This is a genomic window from Streptomyces sp. NPDC029216 (assembly GCF_040648015.1).
Lineage (GTDB): Bacteria > Actinomycetota > Actinomycetes > Streptomycetales > Streptomycetaceae > Streptomyces.
The window spans coordinates 1-16790 of the sequence record NZ_JBEZWL010000058.1 but is presented as its reverse complement, the minus strand read 5'-3'; the positions used below and the strand labels follow the sequence as shown (position 1 = coordinate 16790).

Here is a 16790-nt window from a genome sequence, read left to right as displayed (position 1 = left end):
CTTGCAGGGAATCAAGGTGTTGCTTCCCGCTCTGAGGCTCGTTGTTGTGGTATGCGCATCCCGGACGATACTCGTGACCAGCTCTCAGTGAAGTTCGCGGTGTTGTTCCCGCATCTGGACGAGCGGCAGCGTCGGTTGTTGATGGCGGCCGAGGCCCGTGTCCTGGGGCACGGCGGGGTTCGGGCTGTCGCGCTGGCGGCTGCCGTGAGTGAGACGACGGTCCGCAAGGGCGTGTTCGAGCTGGAGGCCGGCGAGGAGCCCCTGGGCCGGGTGCGGCGTCCGGGCGGGGGCCGCAAGCGGGTCACGGAACTCGATCCGGGGCTGCGGCCGGCTCTGCTGGCGCTGGTCGAGCCGGATGTGCGAGGTGACCCGATGTCGCCACTGCGATGGACGGTGAAGTCGACCCGCGCGCTGGCGAGGGAACTGACCCAGGCCGGGCACCGGGTCAGCGCGGACACCGTCGCGGATCTGCTGAGGGCGGAAGGCTTCAGCCTGCAGGCCAACGCCAAGACGCTCGAGGGCGGCCAGCACGTGGACCGGGATGCACAGTTCCGCTACCTCAACGAGCAGGCCCGCGGCCACCGGGGCGCCGGCCAGCCGGTCATCAGCGTGGACACCAAGAAGAAGGAACTCGTCGGCGAGTTCAAGAACAACGGCCGCCAGTGGCGACCGGTCGGTCACCCGGTGCTGGTGAACATGCACGACTTCGCCGACCCGAAGCTGGGTAGGGCGATCCCTTACGGGGTCTACGACCTGGCGGCGAACACCGGCTGGGTCAACGTCGGCACCGATCACGACACCGCCGCGTTCGCCGTGGAATCGATCCGCCGCTGGTGGCACGGCCAAGGCCAGGCCGCCTACCCGCGGGCGACACGGCTGCTGATCACCGACGCGGGCGGCTCCAACGGCTATCGCACCCGGGCCTGGAAGCTTCAGCTCGCCCGGTTCGCCGCTGAAACAGGACTGACGATCACCGTCTGCCACCTCCCGCCGGGCACATCAAAGTGGAACAAGATCGAGCACCGGCTCTTCTCCCACATCACCATGAACTGGCGGGGCCGCCCGCTGACCAGCCACGAAGTCGTCGTCCAATCCATCGCCGCGACGACCACCCGCACCGGACTGCGCGTCCACGCCGAACTCGACACCAGCACCTACCCAACCGGAGTCACGATCGGTGATGCGGAGATGGCGGCTCTGCCACTGACCCGGCATGCCTTCCACGGCGACTGGAACTACGTCCTTCACCCCCATCCGACCCCACCCATTCCAGCGGCCCGGGCCCCACAGACACCAGCGCCGGAGTGGAACCAGGCCCTGCTGACCGACCCCGCGCTGACCGGCATGTCTCCGGACCAGTTGCACGACCTGATCCAGACTCTGGCGCCCGACGGAGACACCCAGCGAGGCCGTCCGCCCCACCTCGCGTTCCCCGACCAGGTCCTGGTCGCAGTGCTTCACCTGCGCGTCAGCCTGGCCGCGGAACCCCTCGCCATCCTCTTCGGCAGCAGCCGCACCGCCATGCACCGCACCCTCCTGAAGATCAGGAAACTGTTCAAGGCCCACGGCATCGTCATCCCACCAGCGACGACCCCACCCGCTGCCCTCGCGCCCCTCCAGGCCCGGGTCCTCACCCAAATCAAAGATCCCGACAGCAAGATCAAGACAACGTGTTAATCATCTGCAAGCCCTAAATGATGTCCCGTAAGGGGTTGTTGGGGCAGGTTGGGTGGCTTTTCGTTCTCTCGCGGGCTATCCCGCGAGGGCGAGGTTGTGGAGTCGGGCGATGCCGAGGATGGCCTGGTGGACACCGTCGCCGCGCAGGCGGCAGTCGCGGAGAATCTTGAAGGTTTTCATCCGGGAGAAGGCATGTTCGACACGGGCTCTGGCCCGGCGGTGAACGGTGTTGTCGGCTTCCTGTTCCCGTGTGAGCGGCCGGTCCTTCCGCGGCCAGTGCGGGATGAGGGCAGGGGTGCCTCGATATCCGCCGTCACCGAGGACCGGCGCGTTCCGCACAGCACGGTCCACTCCGGATTCCCGGTAGGCACGGGCGTCATGCCGGTTGCCGGGAAGTGGCCGCCCGGCCGCGACGACCAGCCGGGTGTTGGCATCGATGACGACTTGATGGTTGGTGGAGTACCGGTAGTTCTTGCTCGACGCGGCCACACTCCGGTCGCGGGTGGGGACCAGGGTGCCGTCCACGATGAGTACCGTGCCGGCAGGGTGCCGGCGCCGTACCGGTGCAAGCGCGAGAAGCGGCGCGATGTCATCGATGACCCTGTCCGCGGCCGACTTCGAGATCCCGAACAGCGGGCCGAGCTGCCGCATCGTCAGGTTCGTGCGCCAGTACGCGGCCACCAGCAGGATCCGGTCCTCCAGCGGCAGGGACCACGGTCGACCGCCGGTCGGCGCACCGCCACCACGACGCCGCACAACTCCCACGAGCTTACGGAACTGCCGCTCGCTCAGCCCGGAGAACAGACCTATCCACCCCGGCTCAGACGCCGTGACCACAACACTCACACCAAGATCATCACACGCCTGACCAGGGCTTACGGGACATCATTTAGTGTCCTGAGTCAGTGATCCGTCGTTGGTTTGGCATGGGGCGTCCGGGACCGAAGCTGGCCATGCTGGTGTTGTCAGATCACGAGCGGCAGGTGCTGCAGGGGTGGGTGCGGGCATCTTCGACGCCGCAGGCCCTGGCCCTGCGGTCGCGGATCGTGCTGGCCTGCGCGGAGGCTGACGTTGGTGGTCTGCCGCGTTCGGCGAGTGCGGTCACCCATGAGCTGGGGATCACGACGCAGACGGTCTCGAAGTGGCGGGCCCGGTTCCTGCGGCACCGGCTCGACGGGATGGGCGACGCTCCCCGGCCGGGGCGGGCCCGCACGGTCAGCGACGAGCAGGTCGCCGCCGTTGTGAAAGCCACGCTGGAGACGAAGCCCAAGGATGCGACGCACTGGTCGACGCGGTCGATGGCGGCGAAGACGGGACTGTCGCAGTCGACGGTCTCCCGGATCTGGCGGGCCTTCGGACTGCGGCCTCACCGGGCGGAGACGTTCAAGCTGTCCACCGACCCGTTCTTCATCGACAAGGTCCACGACGTGGTCGGGCTCTACCTCGACCCGCCCGAACGGGCCCTGGTCCTATGTGTCGATGAGAAGTCACAGATCCAGGCCCTGGACCGGTCCCAGCCCGTCCTGCCCATGATGCCCGGAGTGCCCGAGCGGACCAGCCACGACTACCTGCGGGCCGGCACCACCACGCTCTTCGCGGCGCTCGACGCGGCCACGGGCCAGGTCATCGGCTCGCTTCATCGCCGGCACCGGGCAACCGAGTTCCGGAAGTTCCTGGCCAAGCTCGACCGCGAGATCCCAGCCGGCCTGGACGTGCACCTGATCTGCGATAACTACGTGACTCACAAGACTGAGTCAGTCAGGCGTTGGCTGCTGGCCCATCCACGTTTTCAGCTGCACTTCACCCCGACGGGATCGTCGTGGCTGAACCTCGTCGAGCGGTGGTTCGCCGAGCTGACCAACAAGAAACTCCGCCGCGGCGTCCACCGTTCCGTCCAGGCTCTCGAGCGCGACATACGTGGCTGGATCGCCAGCTGGAATGCCAATCCCCGCCCCTATGTGTGGACCAAGACTGCTGACCAGATCCTCGAATCCCTCGCCGCGTACTGCCGACGGATCACTGACTCAGGACACTAGAAATCCAGTGAAGATGTTGGGCTGTTCTGGCCCTGGATCCTGGGGTTCGGGTCCAGAGTGGTAGGCATGATGGGACGGCCGCCAAGTCGTCCGGTCGGGCCTGATGTGTGGGTCACGTGCCGGGAGTTGATCCCTGCTGCGAGCGTTTTCGCGTTCCTGGCCGAGCACCGGGACGCACTGTTCCCGGAGGCGATGTTCACGGACATGTATCCCTCGTCGGACGGCCGCCCGTCGGTGCCGCCCGGTGAGCTGGCCTTCGCGGTGGTGCTGCAGACCCTGCACGGCCTGTCGGACGTCGACACTGTCCAGCACCTGCGGTGCGATCTGCGGTGGAAAGCCGCGTGCGGCCTCGGATTGAAGGACCGCGCCTTCGATCCTTCCCTGCTGGCGTACTTCCGGCGCCGCCTGGCCCGCTCACGGCAGCCGGACCGGATCTTCGAGGCGGTGCGCGAGGTGGTCGCCGCCACCGGAGTGATCAAAGGCAAACACCGGCGGGCCCTGGACTCGGCGGTGCTCGAGGACGCGGTGGCCACCCAGGACACCGTCACCCAGCTCGTCGCCGCGATCCGCCGGGTCGTCCGCTCGGTCCCCGGCGCCGGTGCGGTGGCCGCCGGGTACTGCCGGGCTCACGACTACACCGATCCGGGCAAACCCCGGATCGCCTGGAACGACGAGGAGGCCCGCACCCAGCTCGTGGACGCGCTCGTCACCGACGCCCTCAACCTGCTGGGCCGCCTGCCCGAGCAGAACCTGGGCCCCGGGCGGCCGATGCCGTGGGCATCCTGGCGCTGGTGGCCGGGCAGGACGTCGAACCGGCGGATGATTCCGACGGCACCGACGGACGGTGGCGCATCGCCCGCCGCACGACCTATGACCGGATGGTCTCCACCGTCGACCCCGATGCCCGGCACGTCCACAAGACCCTCTCCCGCTATCAGGACGGGTTCAAGGCCCACCTTGGCGTCGAGCCGGAGACCGGGCTGATCACCGCGATCACCCTGCGGCCCGCCGCCGGAGCCGAACACCACGAAGCCTCCGTCGCCCAGGACCTGCTCGAGCAAGAGAACGCAGCCTTGGATGTTCTGGCCGACTCCGCCTATTCCACCGCCGCCCTGCGGGCGGCACTGGCCGCAGCCGGGCACCGGCTACTGATCAAACCGGCCGCGTTGAAGAAGGCCGTCACCGGCGGGTTCACCCTCGACGACTTCCGCATCGATGCTGCAGCCGGCACGGTGACCTGCCCGGCCGGCCACACCACCGTCCTGCTGCCGCCAGGCGGCAAACACCACCAGCGCAAGGCATGGTTCACCGCGAAGCGGTGCACCATCTGCCCGCTCAGGTCACGGTGCACCACCGCCAAAGGCGGCCGCGTCGTCACCTGGCGCCCGCACCACCACCTGCAAGAAGCCGCCCGCCGGCAAGCAGCCGACCCTGCCTGGCAGGCCGACTACCGCCGCTGGCGTCCCGCCGTCGAACGAACCATCGCCTGGCTCGTGAACCGGGGCAACCGCCGACTGCCCTGCCGCGGCACCATCAACAGCGAACGCTGGATCCACCACCGGGCCGCCGCCCTCAACCTCCGCCGACTGATCAACCTCGGACTCACTCACTGCAACGGCACCTGGACCCTGGCACCGATCAGCCCCTGACCAGACGGAACAGGCCACCCCGCCCTTCGATGGAAAGACCCAGTTCCAACATCTTCACTGGATTTCTAGCCGGCGGCCGGCGTACGCGTGATGGGGTCCTCACTCCATCGGAGTGAGGACCCCATCCTCGTCCCTGTCGTAGCTCCCGCTGCTCGCCCCCTCAACCTTCCCGAACCTGAGCCAATGCTCGGACATGCGGTGCACCGTCTTCGCCTCGCGTTCCCAGGGCACCTGGTGCCCGGCGCAGGCGAGCCGGAACATCAGCTTGTCCGGCCCGGGGATGGCCTTGTAGAGCTCCGGCACCGAGAAGTACAGCAGGCCCAGGTCCGGCGAGGTGTTCACCGTCGAGTCCTGGGCTCCGTACACGATGCACAGGGGTACGTCGTTGCCGAGCCTCTCGTGCAGCGGCACGGTGGTGGAGTTCCAGCCCCACCAGTACGAGTTCCGGACGCGGGCCAGCCCTTCCGGAGCTCCGGCCACCTTGCCGCCCCAGTTGACGCCGACCTCGTCGTTCTCCATGATCGCCTTCCACACCACGTCGACCATGCCAGCCTCGCGCTGGTCCGTGCAGCGCAGTTCCTTCTCCCACACAGCCTCGAGGCCGGCCTTGGTCGACACGCTCATCGGGAAACCGAACGCGGCCGCCGGAGTGGACACCGGCAGCGGCACCGGCGCGTCGAAGTCGGTCCCGGGCGCGCTCTTCCTGCCGTTGGGCGGGAAGATCGGCGCCAGCAGGAAGAGGCTGCGCACCTTGCCAGGGTTCTTGATGGCGTACGGCCCGAGCTGCTGGGAGGCAGCGGACCAGCCAATCAGGTCGACCTCGGCGGCGCCGGTGGTGTCGAGGATGAAGTTGACGACCGTCTCGACCTCGTCCCAGTCACTCTGGGAGTTGTTGAGCTGCGAGGCGTAGAGCGGGCCGCCCTCGTACACCTGCGCGTTCGGATTGGGCTTGAGGAGGGCCTGCTGGGTGGGGTTGACGTTGCGCGGGTCGGCCATCATCGGGCGAGTGGAGCGGCCGGATCCCTGGAGGTCCATCACGAAGACGTCGAACTTCGCCTTCGCCAGTTCCTCGGCCCAGCTGTACTTCTTGTACTGCAGGTCGAAACCCGCCAGGGCCGGGCAGCTCCTGCCGTGCAGCATCAGGACGGGTCTGCGCGGCTGCCCGTCGGGCGTGCCATTGCGCTCCCGGACGAAGAGTTTGATCATCTCGCCCTTGTTCGCCGCGATGGTCGACACATGGGGTACGTGGTGGTCAGTGAGGACAGGTGAGGCCATTGGGGGCTCCGTTCAGTCGGTCCGGCTCGGACGGGCGTCCGGGCCTGCCCAGGGTCCACCCGGGCGTGCGGCCGATGCGCCCGACGTGACCGTGCCGGCCGGGGCGCGACCCGATCGGGTAGCCGCCGACGCTCCGATCGGCCGGGCGCGCGCCGGGGCGCGAGGGAACCCTCGTGGCGCCGAGCCGGGCCGCCCAGGGCGTGGCCTTCGCCGCTTGGCGCTGTGCACATCGGTTACCCGCAAGTAGCGTGGGCGACGGAGCGGGGCCTGGTCCGCGAGCTGGCCAGTTCCGGGTTCACGGACGGTAGTCGGTTGCGGAACGCAGGTTGAGCTTCGAAGGCGAACGACAAGTCGTGAACCTGCGCTGAGCGGTGCATACTGCGCGAGCCAGCGGGGTCAGCGCCGGGATCTGGGGTGACGGCGGAAAGCGCCAGTGCATTCCCCTGTGGAAGGCGTTCGCCAGCCATGACGCTGATCGGATCGCCGCGGCCCTCACCGAGGATGCCGAGTGGCTCGCGCCCCCGGGGAACGCCACTGCAGCCGCACTGGAAGCCCCCAGCCACATGATCGGCAAGAAGGCGATCGTGCGCTTCCTTGCCGAGGACTTCCCCCGCTTGTTCGCCCGTGACGTCACACCGCCGAGACCGAGAGCGGCGTCCGCGCCACCTGGTACACCAGCGAGACGATCACCTGGACAGCGTTCCAGCTGGCCGTCGTGGCGCACCACACCCACCCCGATCAGCAGCGATGAGTTTCCGAACGGCACACGCTGTTCGAGGAGTCCGACGCCGCGGAACTCGATGGACATGAGGTTGGAGGTCCGCCTCCTGGGTGGTCGGGATGGCTGGAGTGGGCCGCCGATCGCGTGACTGTCCGCCCCAACCTTGGCGCGGGCCAGCACGGGGGGGCGGGGCCTGGGGTCAGCCGTGGGCGCACTTGGGTGATTCGACAATGTAGCCGTGCCGGGCGCGCCGGGCCCGGAAAGATCCGCCGGACAGGCCCTAAGAACAACCCGTGCGGATTGCCATAGATGAGGGGACGGTCCACCGCTCCGGGCGATAGACCCCCTCTCAAACAGGGAACGTCTCTTCGAGGCTTACCCCTGGTCCTCGACCCCGCCTCGCTGGAGTTACCGGCCATCGGTGGTACCAGCCGGTTGGGGCGGCGCAAGGGCGTGGACGCCTGGGTTCCATGTCGAACGCCTCGATTGAAATTCGAACACGCGCTTGAATAGGTGGGTGGCGTCCTTCCGCTTCCCCGCCGCCGGAGCGGCTGGGCTGCGACGGGAGCTGATCCGCATCTCCTGTCTGATCACCTCGCACCCGTACTGGGCGCAGCACGGCTGGAGCACGGCGGGCGCACCGAGGTGGTCCGCGCGGCCGAGAGCGAGCCGGAGGCTCGCCTGGGGAGCCGGCTGGCTGTACGGGCGCGGCTGGGCTGGTAGCAGAAGCCGGCCGAGCAGGCGATCAGCACGCTGGAGGCGGAGCCGGCCGCCGAGGCGGCCCGGCCGGACGCTCGCCGAGGGTGTCGAGCCGTGCGCGTACTGCAGCCCTGAGAACGCGTTCGGCATGACCGGCTGACCTGTCGGTGCGTGGGCGGGGCAGCGGCGGGTACGTTCGCCTGTACGGGGTGCGGTCCTGGCCATCAGGGTCGCGACGGGGGCCGCACCCCGACATCGCGTCCTGCGACCACCCTCAGCACCACACTGCGCGACCCGCAACGGCGCCGCTCAGCCGGCCACGCCGCAGGTGCAATCCCCATGAGCCGATCGAACGGCGGCGCACCCGCATACTCAGCTGCCGACCACTCCGCCACCATCACCACCACCTCGGCCACAGCAGCGCCCGGATGCTCCAGCACCACGTGCGCGGCGACCTGCGCCCACACCGCCTCCGGCACCTCGGCCCCCCGGTCCGGGGCCACGGGGTGGCTGACGGCACCGCAGCCGTCCAGGCTGCCCCCGGCCACCGCGCGCTGCCTGAACCCCGACTGCCAGTGGGCGGCCGCCCCGACTGGGAACGCGGACGTGTGCACCGGCCTGAGCATCCAGCACACCGGCCGCACCGGGCACGTGACGTTCCTGCGGGAGTTCTCCGAAGTGGCCGTGGTGGAGCCGGTCGCCCGCCCGGTGACCGGTGCCTGCGGGCCATGTGGAACTTCGAAACTCCCCACGGGTGATGCGTGGAACGCACAGGCTCCCCGGCGCGGGCTCCGCGGGCTTCAGGCCGCGCCGCATCAAGAAGGTTCACGGCGGGCGTCGCTGAGGAGAGAGGTCGACTTTGTCCGCGGACAAAAGTCGGCGTCCGTGTTCCCTACTGCTGTGACCGCATGGCTTTACCTGCGCCACGCGACGGCTTCGCTGAGGCAGGGGCTGTGGACTTGGGCAGACGGCGGGAACGGCTGGGGTGGAGAGGGCTGATCGGGCGCTGTCAGTGCAGGGTGCGACGCTGTCGTGGACGGGCGGCATCGGGCTGCCAGGGCTGGGAGGAGGTCGCCGACGATGGGGGGCGGCAGGTTCTCAGGTGCCTCTGGAGGAGCGATGGTGGTGTTCGGTACCCAAGCCGATTTCGGAGCCGCCGAACGGGGCGAGTGGGCCTATTCGCCAGCCGTTGGCGTCGGACCGCTCCGGTTCGGCATGACCGTCAACGAGGTGGTCGAGGCGGCTGGGATGCTCGGTCAGACGCAGGTCGGCGACTGTCCTCGGCAGTACGCGGTCTTCTCGCCGACCTGGAAGGTCGAAATGCGCCGTCGTGGGGCCGCTCCTTCTCCGCCCGCCGTCACGGCCTATGTGAGCGAAGCAGTCGGGTTGTTCTGCATCGCCGCCGACGCCGTGCAGGGCCCGCAGGTCGCGTACGACGGACTCCCGCTGGTCGGGCGGGACATGGCGGAACTGGAGAGCGACGCAATCGCGTACGCCGAGGCTAATGACGTGCGGTTTCGCTATTCGATTGAGGGCTATGCAGCACCGGATGATCCCGGGATCGTCATGCGCGCGCAATTGGTCGGAGAGGTCCTCCGATCGCGTCCGCTGTTCATGGTGCCGCGCGACGGCGCGTGGACGGAATGGGACTCGTTGCCCTCCGAGGAGCACCAAAGCCATCGCGGGTGATGCGCTGGAGCTTCTGTCCCTGCTGGTTGGAGGTCGCCGCTTCCAACCAGCACAACTGTGGCACGATGCCGCGATGATCACCTCGCCGATCCCGCCCGTCGTTCCCGCTGGTCACCTGGCCCAAATGGAGCAGCCCGTGTTGGCTCTCCCCAGCGGTCTTGAGCTGCGTCCCTGGCACGTCAACGACGCCGACGCTCTGGTAGCCGCCGCCCGGGAACCGGCCATTCGTCAGTGGAACCGACTCGTCGTGACGTCGCAGGCCGAAGCACGCAAGCGGATCGAGCGCATGCACGAGCGTTGGCAGAACGAGCAGAGTGCGATATGGGCCATCGCCCAGCCTGGCGGCGGTCAGGCCGTGGGCTTGATCGGTTGGGGTGACATCGACCTCGATGGCGGCAGCGCCGAGATCCTCTACTGGATTCTGTCCACAGAACGCGGTCGCGGCACCATGGTCGAGGCCACAAAGCGCGTGACCGCGTGGGCGTTCGAAGAACTGGGGCTGCACCGTCTCCGGCTGTGCCACGCGGTGGCCAACACGGCGTCGTGTCGAGTAGCGGCGAAGGCCGGGTTCTCCCTCGAAGGCACGATGCGCAGCGCCCTGCTGCATGAAGACGGATGGCATGACGAGCACCTTCATGCCGTCGTCCAGGGCGACATCTGATGCCATGACGGGTGGTCAGGCTGCGGTTTCCAGTGGCCTGCCGCCCCAGCGGATGCCTTTCTCGCAGCGGATCCTGGCGCGTTCGCGTCGTTGGGCGGCCAGGACGTCGGTGTGGCGGGGTCCTGGCCGCCTGGACCAGCCGTGCGATCGCCGGGACCGTGCCACCGCCGGCCGAGGCCAGCAGCAGCATCGCCCGCCGAAGCCGCACGACCAGCCCATTGGCGCCGCTGCTCAGCGCCTACCAGCGCGTCTCGTTCGGGCTTCCTTGTCAGCGAACCTCGTCGCTCTTCGGCCCGATGCCCGTGGTCCTGGTCGGAGTTCCGTCCGGGGCGAACGAGTGGTGGAAGGTGAAGGCGTGCGGCGCGGGGCCGTGGTCGTGGAGGTGCTCCAGCCTGGAAACACCGTCCTGCCAGGTGGGTATCACGCCGTCGGAGACCCACCAGAACGCGTAATTCGGGTGTTCTGTCCTCTCGAACCAGTCGTAACGCCTGTTCAGCGCCTCGCGGTGCAGACCGGTGTAGATGGCGTCGAAGGCGGGGCGCAGGTCGGTCCAGAGTGAGAGGGTCGTGGCCAGGGCGGTGGTTTCCGGCGTATGGCCCTTGCCGTACCAGGTCGGCACGGCGAACTTCCCCCACGCACCCCAGTCCGCATCGAAGAGCCCGCCCCGGTCAGCGTCTGCCGCTTCAGCGTGAGCGAGGTAGCCGGGGTGCTGACTGATCTTCCGGTAGATGGCCGCACCGGTGTCGTAGAACTCGCGCGTGAGAGGTCCGGGATCGGCGAGAGGTGACTTCAGGACGCCGAATGTGTACAGAGCAAGATGGGGCATGCGTCTCTCCCTGGTTGGGGTGCCTGGTGTGGACCCGGTTCGGTGGTTTGCGCGTGGGGCGAGGGTTCGTGGAGCGTGGACGAACCCATCCCGTCGCGGGTGGCGTGGGCGATGACCGAAGACGAGGTGAAGGTAGCTGCCTCTGAGCGCCCTGTCGAAGTTGCGTTTTCCCTGTCCAAGTGGCCTCTTGCACAGGTCCTTGCGGCAATTGGGGCGGTGGCGCGCTGCCTGCCGGTTCGCCGGCGAAGGACTCACGCCCTTTCAGCGCCTGCTGTCGCCGGGTGCGAGCACCTTCTTGTGCCTGGATGGCCTGGGGACCGATCCGCCGTCAGTTCCGGGCGGGAGCCGGAGGTAGTCGGCGCGCCCTGGGCACCCTCGACCTCGCCGGGGTAAGGCCAGCAGGGCCACGGGATGATCTTGAACCTTGCGCGCCCTGTTCGAGGGCCGGTGTGAGGCGAGAAGCCAGGCCTGACCGCGTCGGCGAGCCGGGTCGATTCCGAAAACCCCTTGCTCAATGGTCAAGAAACGTTGACCATTGCTCCCATGCCTACTGATGATCTTCCCGAGGCGTTTCACGTCACCACGGACGAGCAGCTGCGCGCCGTCTCCAATCTCACGCGCCACCGGATCATGGCCGTGCTCCGCTTCGAGCCGGCGACGATCACGCAGATCGCCGAGCGGGTCGGCCTGGCGAAGGGGAGTTCCAGCTATCACGTGCGACTGCTGGAGCGAGCCGGCCTGGTGAAGGTGGTGCGGACCCGGAAGGTGCGGGGGGTCACCGAGCGGTACTACGCGATGGCCGCGCGGTCGATCGTGCTGCCGGATCCGGGCGAGGGAGGGCCGGACGTGCTGATGCGGCATGCGGTGGCGGACCTGGAGGCGTCGCCCGCGGGCGGCGAGCGGCACGTGCGGATGGCGCACCTGCGGCTCACCGAGGAGCAGTTCGCGGAGCTGGGGGCGCGGCTGCACGCACTGGCGGACGAGTACCGGGAGCTGTCCGATCCGTCGCTGCCGGACGCGTCACTCGTCTTCGCCCTGTTCCACCCGGGATCGCGCGACCAGGCCGAGGGAGGCGTCAAGTGACCTCAGACGTTCGGAAGCTGCCGACCGGGTTCGGACGGCTGTGGACCGCGCAGACGGTCTCCTCGCTCGGTGACGGGGTGTTGCATGCCGCGCTGCCGCTGCTCGCGTTGACGTTGACGCGGGATCCGATGGCGCTCGCCGTCGTCACGGCCGCCGGGACGCTGCCCTGGCTGCTCTTCGGGGTGCTCGGCGGTGCGCTGGTGGACCGTTGGGACCGCCGGCGCACGATGTGGGTCACGGACGCGGCGCGTGCGGTGCTGCTCGCGATACCGGCGGCCGCGGCCGCGCTCGACGTGCTGAGCATTCCGCTGCTCGCGGCCGTCGCCTTCCTGCTCGGCCTCGGCGGGCTCTTCTTCGACACGGCCGCCACGGCCTATCTGCCGGATCTGCTCGGCCGCGACCCCGCGCTCCTGGAGCGAGCCAACTCCCGGCTGCGCGGAGCCCAGACCGCCATGTCCGGCTTCGCGGGACCGCCGGCGGGCAGTGCGCTGCTCGCGCTCGGGCGGGCGGTTCCGCTGCTCGCCGACGCGGTGTCGTTCGCGCTCTCCGCACTGCTCGTACGGTCGCTTCCCGCCGTGCCCCGGCCCGTGCCGGAGGTCCGCGAGTCGCTGCTTCGGCAGGCGCGGGCCGGGGCCTCGTACGTCTTCCGGGACCGGTTGCTGCTCGGGCTCGCGCTCCGCCCGGCGGTCGGGAACGTCGCCTTCCTCGCCGTGGAGACCGTCCTCGCCCTCTTCGCGCACGACCGCCTCGGCATCGACACCTTCGGCTTCGGCCTGCTCCTCACGGCGGAGGCCACCGGCGGTCTGCTCGGCGCGGGCATCGCCTCCTTCCTCGGCCGACGGCTCGGCACCGGCACCGCCCTGACCTGCACGGCAGCGGTCGAAGGCCTCGCCATCCTGGGCCTGGCCGCCGCCCCGAACCCGTACGTCGCCGGCTTCGCGCTGGCCGTCTGCGGGGCCGGCATGGGGGCCACGATGGTGCTCGGGCCCTCCCTCCGGCAGTCGATCGTCCCGGGCCACCTCATGGGCCGGGTCGCCTCCACCTCCCGCATGCTCGCCATGTGCGCCGCCCCGTTCGGTGCCTTCCTCGGCGGCTGGCTGGCCACCGCCTACGACGTACGCACCCCGCTCTACGCCGCCGCCGGCCTCCTCCTCACCATGACCGCCGTCACCTCGACCATGACCAACAATCGCCGGGTCGAAGCGGCGCTGCGTGCCGCCGCCCCGGCCGAGGGTCCGGACCGCCCGGCAGCCGAGGAAGCCGCCCGGGAGGGTGTCATGTAGGGCTCCGGGTGAGGTCGCTGAGGCAGTGTTGAGGCCGGCTCGACGTTCCTCGCACCCCCCGGCCCTGGCCCGCTGCTGCTTCCCGATGCGGCCAACAGGGGTGGAGGGTGGGGTGACATACCTCGAACGTCGACCGATGCGCGGGGTTACCGTGGTCCACGTGATCACCGAAGCGGAGGACGCAGCCATGCCCGGAAGCACAGAACGGCCTGTGCCGATCATGATCGGGGGCGGGCCCGCGGCCCTGGCCCGCCCGGCCGGGGCCTTGCTGGTCGACGATTGCGGTGGTGTGTTCCACCGAGGCGTACTCGCCGGCCTCGGCCACACCCCCGATCAGCTCCGGAACTTGACCAGGTGTGGCTTCGACCCCTCCTCGTACGCGGCGTCCGTGGAGCGTGTGCCGACGACTGCCGTCCGGATGTGGCTCGACCGGCTGGCTGCCTCCGGCCCGGTGCTCAACGGCACCGCTGAGCTGGCCGTGGACCGGGACCGCCGTCTGGTCGCGGTCATGCACCCCGCGGGGGCCACCGACCGGATCATCGTGGACGTCGAGGGCATACCGACGCTCGCCCCGGGCCTGCCCGCACAGCTCGTGCCCGGCACCAGCCCGGCGCTGTACTCCTTCGACTGGGCCGCCGGTGTGCTGCTGGCCGATCTGGTCAGGATGGGTCCGGCGGCGAGCGGGCCGGCGGCAGCGCTCGTCGACGTGCTCAACCAGAGGGGCGGCCCGGCGGAAGTGCTGGCGTTGCTGGACCGCGCCGATCCGGCGGTGCTGGCTCCGGTCACGGCGCCGATCGAGGCCATACGAGCATTCGCCGCCTTCCTGCGGGCCGGCGAGCACGCCGCCGGACGGCTGTGCTTCGGGGACGCTCTGGTGTACGGGCGGCTCGCGGTGACCACCGCCGACAGCTGGATCGTGGCCGGCGGTGGCGACCACGCACTGGCCACGGCCGAGGCCCTCCTCACCGGGAACCCGGCCGCCCGGGTCACCGTGGTCGCCGCCGCCATCGAAACGGCGGCGCTCAACACGGCGCGGTACTCCGACCTGCGGAGCCGCCATACCGCGGACGGCGGTGGTGACGGACGCCTGCAGTTCCGTACGGGCGCCGAGCCCGGCCCGATCACCCTCACCGGCACGGGCCGCTTCACCGAGGGCGGGGTGGAGGCCGACGGATACGCGGCGTCGATCGGCCGGGCCCGCATGCTGCCGCGCGCCGTGGACAAGCTGGCGCGCTGGGCACGACAGGCCGGTGGTCGGGTCACCGGCACCCTGCTCTTCGACACCGACCTGCAGTACCTCGGCTACCGGCTGCACTTCGCCGCCGAGGGCTTGCTGCGCCAGGTGGACGTCACCGGCGCCGCCTCGTGGTTCCTGCCCGCCGACGTTTTCCCGGCGGAGGAGGCCCGTCGGGTGGAACGGATGGGGCAGCGTGCCACGCCTCCGGAGTCGGGCCTCACTCCCACCGACCTGCTGCCGGTCGCCGAGCAGGGTGCCCGCCTGGCAGCCGCCCGACGGCGGTGGGCGGTGCGGGAGGCCGACACGGTGCCGGAGCGCTGGGTACCGTCCGCCTGAGCCGTCCGGCCGTATTCCGCCCCCGTATTCCGCCCGTGGGCCTCGACTCGGAGACAGGCGTTCTGGTCGCTGGCCCCGCGGGCGGTCTCTCGGCCCGCTCGGGCGGAGCCGTCCGGCTTCAGGTCAGCACAGTGATCCGTTGCCGCGCTGGACTTCCGCGGAAGGTCGTCGATCACGGGTGGGGGACGGATACAGTCCGGTGCGTGCCGGTGGAATTTCCGGCGGCCAGAAGGGACGGCCGGAGCAACTCGCCGCCGAGGGGGGACACATGACCGAGGGGCCACGATCGCCCGAACCGCCGTCCGGCCCACCGCCGGAAGACGACGTCGAGCGAAAGCCACTGCGGCGGCGCGTCACTGACGCCTGGAACAGGCTCGGGCCTGCCGCCAAGGTGGGGGTGATCGGCAGCGTGGCTGCTGTCGTGGTCGGAGGCGTCTTCGCCGTCGCTCACGCCCGCGCAACCGCAGCCGCGAACGACGACGAGGTCGAGGCCGAGGTCGAGGCCGAGGAGTCCGGCGGGATCCTTGCCGAGGTCGCCCGCATCCTCGACCAAGCCGCTGCGGAACAGGACGACAGCTCCAGCCTCTCCAGTCCCCCGTCCCGCCCGCCCCGCACCGGTGACGTGAGCGGCTACTGGCGCTCGCAGTGCCTCAACCCCCGGGGCCACGCCACGGGTAACTGCACACATGAGTGGCGGTGGGTGGACGACTACACCAGGGGCGCCGCGGAAGAAGAGGAAGAAGAGGACGCCGAGGTCTAGTCCGCCGCCAGTTCGACGCCGCCCGTACACCGTCGACCGCGGCACGCCGGACTTGTCGGCGATCTGCCGGACGGCCGAGCGCGGGTGGCCTTGCCGACCAGCTCCGGCAGCGCTCCAGGACCAGGTCCGTCCGTCAGCTCACGGAGACTGACTAGCCAGCCTGATCAGTCCAGGCGAGCGTAAGCGCGGCCTCGAACAGGGGCGCACGCGGACCCGGGTGCTGACCTTCTCGGAGAACACCTCGTCGCAGTCGATGCCGTGCCCCGCGAGGGCATCGACCTGCGACTGGAGTTCCCGGGTGTGCGTCGAGCACCTGGCGTAACCGATGCGTGTGTCCGCCGCGAGGGCGAGCGGGGCCGCGGTGCCTAGCCGCCAAGGGCCGGCCTGGGCCGCGGTCGGTGGGGGTGAGAGCCGGGGTCAGTGCGCGCGTACGCCGTCGATGGCGATCGACAGCAGGAGGTCGGCCTCGGCCGGGCCGTCGGTCTCCCGCTCGGTGGCCAGCGCGATGGCGCCGACGAGCTTGAGCAGTGGGGCGATGGTGATCCCGGCGCGCACGGCTCCTGCCGCTTGGGCGCGCACGAGGAGGGCGTCTCCGGCAGCGGTGATCAGGTCGTGGCAGGTTTCACCCAGCGCGGGGTCTCCGTCCCGCATCAGCGAAGACCCCAGACCTCGGTTGGCCACGGCGTGCGCGCCGACGGCGTGGAGCCAGGTGGTCAGCGCCTGGCCCGGGTCGGGTTCGGCGAGGAGGTCGTCCGCCTTCGCACACAGGGCCTCGACCCGTTCCTTGAAGACGGCCTCCAGGAGTGCCTGCCGGGAGGGGAAGTGGCGGTGCAGGGTGGCCGAGCCGACTCCGGCACG

Annotated in this window: 12 protein-coding genes and 3 pseudogenes; 9 read left to right on the top strand and 6 right to left on the bottom strand. The window is 69.8% G+C overall.

Translation table 11 applies throughout. The annotated features are described in order from the left end of the window. Positions 1-51 precede the first annotated feature (51 nt). Positions 52-1677 (top strand): ISAzo13 family transposase, encoded by a 1626-nt coding sequence (locus tag AB0F18_RS21255; RefSeq protein WP_362062927.1) that lies wholly within the window; start codon positions 52-54, stop codon positions 1675-1677. Between the two features lie 75 nt (positions 1678-1752). Here AB0F18_RS21255 and AB0F18_RS21250 read toward each other — a convergent pair whose 3' ends face one another. Continuing rightward, positions 1753-2523 (bottom strand): transposase, encoded by a 771-nt coding sequence (locus AB0F18_RS21250; RefSeq protein ID WP_362062925.1) that lies wholly within the window; start codon positions 2521-2523, stop codon positions 1753-1755. A gap of 80 nt (positions 2524-2603) precedes the next feature. Here AB0F18_RS21250 and AB0F18_RS21245 point away from each other — a divergent pair, with 80 nt between their 5' ends. Together AB0F18_RS21245 and AB0F18_RS21240 are read left to right on the top strand one after the other, a co-directional pair. After that, complete coding sequence (locus AB0F18_RS21245; protein WP_362062963.1) at positions 2604-3713, top strand: IS630 family transposase; 1110 nt, start codon at positions 2604-2606, stop codon at positions 3711-3713. A 66-nt stretch (positions 3714-3779) separates the two neighbouring features. Further along, positions 3780-5362, top strand: a pseudogene (locus AB0F18_RS21240) (IS1182 family transposase). A 99-nt stretch (positions 5363-5461) separates the two neighbouring features. Here the strand turns inward: AB0F18_RS21240 and AB0F18_RS21235 are convergent. Continuing rightward, positions 5462-6637 (bottom strand): alpha/beta fold hydrolase, encoded by a 1176-nt coding sequence (locus tag AB0F18_RS21235; RefSeq protein WP_362062923.1) that lies wholly within the window; start codon positions 6635-6637, stop codon positions 5462-5464. 2539 nt (positions 6638-9176) lie between these two features. Between AB0F18_RS21235 and AB0F18_RS21230 the strand changes: the two genes are divergently transcribed. Together AB0F18_RS21230 and AB0F18_RS21225 are read left to right on the top strand one after the other, a co-directional pair. Then, the gene (locus tag AB0F18_RS21230; protein ID WP_362062921.1) at positions 9177-9746 is read left to right on the top strand and encodes a hypothetical protein; all 570 of its coding nucleotides are present in this window, start codon (positions 9177-9179) and stop codon (positions 9744-9746) included. 73 nt (positions 9747-9819) lie between these two features. Beyond that, positions 9820-10407 carry a GNAT family N-acetyltransferase gene (locus AB0F18_RS21225; RefSeq protein WP_362062919.1) on the top strand — a complete coding sequence of 196 codons (588 nt, stop codon included), beginning with the start codon at positions 9820-9822 and terminating at the stop codon, positions 10405-10407. A gap of 15 nt (positions 10408-10422) precedes the next feature. Here AB0F18_RS21225 and AB0F18_RS21220 read toward each other — a convergent pair. Together AB0F18_RS21220 and AB0F18_RS21215 are read right to left on the bottom strand one after the other, a co-directional pair. Beyond that, positions 10423-10524: pseudogene (locus AB0F18_RS21220) on the bottom strand (IS630 family transposase); the annotation flags it as partial. Between the two features lie 151 nt (positions 10525-10675). Beyond that, on the bottom strand, positions 10676-11233 hold the full coding sequence (locus AB0F18_RS21215; protein ID WP_362062917.1) for a DUF3291 domain-containing protein: 558 nt from the start codon (positions 11231-11233) through the stop codon (positions 10676-10678). Between the two features lie 543 nt (positions 11234-11776). Here AB0F18_RS21215 and AB0F18_RS21210 point away from each other — a divergent pair. The 4 genes from AB0F18_RS21210 to AB0F18_RS21195 all read left to right on the top strand — a co-directional run bounded on the left by AB0F18_RS21210 (position 11777) and on the right by AB0F18_RS21195 (position 15932). Further along, positions 11777-12316: a winged helix-turn-helix domain-containing protein gene (locus AB0F18_RS21210; RefSeq protein ID WP_362062915.1), complete on the top strand. Its 540-nt coding sequence runs from the start codon at positions 11777-11779 to the stop codon at positions 12314-12316. Then, positions 12313-13599 (top strand): MFS transporter, encoded by a 1287-nt coding sequence (locus AB0F18_RS21205; protein WP_362062913.1) that lies wholly within the window; start codon positions 12313-12315, stop codon positions 13597-13599. The genes AB0F18_RS21210 and AB0F18_RS21205 overlap by 4 nt, the downstream gene beginning before the upstream one ends. Positions 13600-13945: 346 nt before the next feature. After that, on the top strand, positions 13946-15172 hold the full coding sequence (locus tag AB0F18_RS21200; protein WP_362062911.1) for a hypothetical protein: 1227 nt from the start codon (positions 13946-13948) through the stop codon (positions 15170-15172). Positions 15173-15581: 409 nt separating this feature from the next. Then, the gene (locus AB0F18_RS21195) at positions 15582-15932 is read left to right on the top strand and encodes a hypothetical protein (RefSeq protein WP_362062909.1); all 351 of its coding nucleotides are present in this window, start codon (positions 15582-15584) and stop codon (positions 15930-15932) included. A 198-nt stretch (positions 15933-16130) separates the two neighbouring features. Here AB0F18_RS21195 and AB0F18_RS21190 read toward each other — a convergent pair. Next, positions 16131-16353, bottom strand: a pseudogene (locus AB0F18_RS21190) (recombinase family protein); the annotation flags it as partial. Continuing rightward, the coding region (locus AB0F18_RS21185; protein WP_362062907.1) for a TetR/AcrR family transcriptional regulator at positions 16350-16790 on the bottom strand (441 nt) is incomplete at its 5' end. The pseudogene AB0F18_RS21190 and the gene AB0F18_RS21185, both read right to left, overlap by 4 nt.